Raw genomic sequence first — 1,667 nt, forward strand, 5'->3', positions numbered from 1 at the left:
CCCGGGCGGTGGTTGTCCCGGGGTAAGGGTGTAGGCCGTGCGATAGGCAAATCCGTCGCACACGAGGCTGAGACCTGATGCCGAGCCGATTGTGGTGAAGTGGATGATCCTATGCTGTCGAGAAAAGCCTCTAGCGAGTTTCATGGCGGCCCGTACCCTAAACCGACTCAGGTGGTCAGGTAGAGAATACCGAGGCGTTCGGGTGAACTATGGTTAAGGAACTCGGCAAAATGCCCCCGTAACTTCGGGAGAAGGGGGGCCACGTCTGGTGAGAACACTTGCTGTTCGAGCTGGGGGTGGCCGCAGAGACCAGCGAGAAGCGACTGTTTACTAAAAACACAGGTCCGTGCGAAGCCGTAAGGCGATGTATACGGACTGACGCCTGCCCGGTGCTGGAACGTTAAGGGGACCGGTTAGCTCCATTTCGGTGGGGCGAAGCTGAGAACTTAAGCGCCAGTAAACGGCGGTGGTAACTATAACCATCCTAAGGTAGCGAAATTCCTTGTCGGGTAAGTTCCGACCTGCACGAATGGCGTAACGACTTCTCGACTGTCTCAACCATAGGCCCGGTGAAATTGCACTACGAGTAAAGATGCTCGTTTCGCGCAGCAGGACGGAAAGACCCCGGGACCTTTACTACAGTTTGATATTGGTGTTCGGTTCGGCTTGTGTAGGATAGGTGGGAGACTTTGAAGCGGGCACGCCAGTGTTCGTGGAGTCGTCGTTGAAATACCACTCTGGTCGTGCTGGATGTCTAACCTGGGTCCGTGATCCGGATCAGGGACAGTGTCTGATGGGTAGTTTAACTGGGGCGGTTGCCTCCTAAAGGGTAACGGAGGCGCCCAAAGGTTCCCTCAGCCTGGTTGGCAATCAGGTGTTGAGTGTAAGTGCACAAGGGAGCTTGACTGTGAGACCGACGGGTCGAGCAGGGACGAAAGTCGGGACTAGTGATCCGGCGGTGGCTTGTGGAAGCGCCGTCGCTCAACGGATAAAAGGTACCCCGGGGATAACAGGCTGATCTTCCCCAAGAGTCCATATCGACGGGATGGTTTGGCACCTCGATGTCGGCTCGTCGCATCCTGGGGCTGGAGTCGGTCCCAAGGGTTGGGCTGTTCGCCCATTAAAGCGGTACGCGAGCTGGGTTTAGAACGTCGTGAGACAGTTCGGTCCCTATCCGCTGTGCGCGTAGGAGTCTTGAGAAGGGCTGTCCCTAGTACGAGAGGACCGGGACGGACGAACCTCTGGTGTGCCAGTTGTTCTGCCAAGGGCATGGCTGGTTGGCTACGTTCGGGAGGGATAACCGCTGAAAGCATCTAAGCGGGAAGCCTGCTTCGAGATGAGGACTCCCACCCACTTGATGGGGTAAGGCTCCCAGTAGACGACTGGGTTGATAGGCCGGATCTGGAAGCACGGTAACGTGTGGAGGTGACCGGTACTAATAGGCCGAGGGCTTGTCCTCAGTTGCTCGCGTCCACTGTGTTGGTTCTGAAACCACGAACAGCCCCGCCGGTATTGGTCCGGTGGTGCGGCGGTTCACAGTTTCATAGTGTTTCGGTGGTCATAGCGTGAGGGAAACGCCCGGTTACATTCCGAACCCGGAAGCTAAGCCTTACAGCGCCGATGGTACTGCAGGGGGGACCCTGTGGGAGAGTAGGACACCGCCGAAC

General features: G+C 57.2%; 2 rRNA genes. Both read left to right on the top strand.

The annotated features are described in order from the left end of the window. A 23S ribosomal RNA gene (locus ACFYNL_RS39705) occupies window positions 1-1,459 on the top strand; the annotation flags it as partial. Between the two features lie 91 nt (window positions 1,460-1,550). Beyond that, window positions 1,551-1,667, top strand: a 5S ribosomal RNA gene (gene rrf / locus ACFYNL_RS39710).

Origin of the sequence: Streptomyces sp. NPDC007808 (genome assembly GCF_042868655.1) — a bacterium.
In the GTDB taxonomy this organism is placed as follows: Bacteria; Actinomycetota; Actinomycetes; order Streptomycetales; family Streptomycetaceae; genus Streptomyces.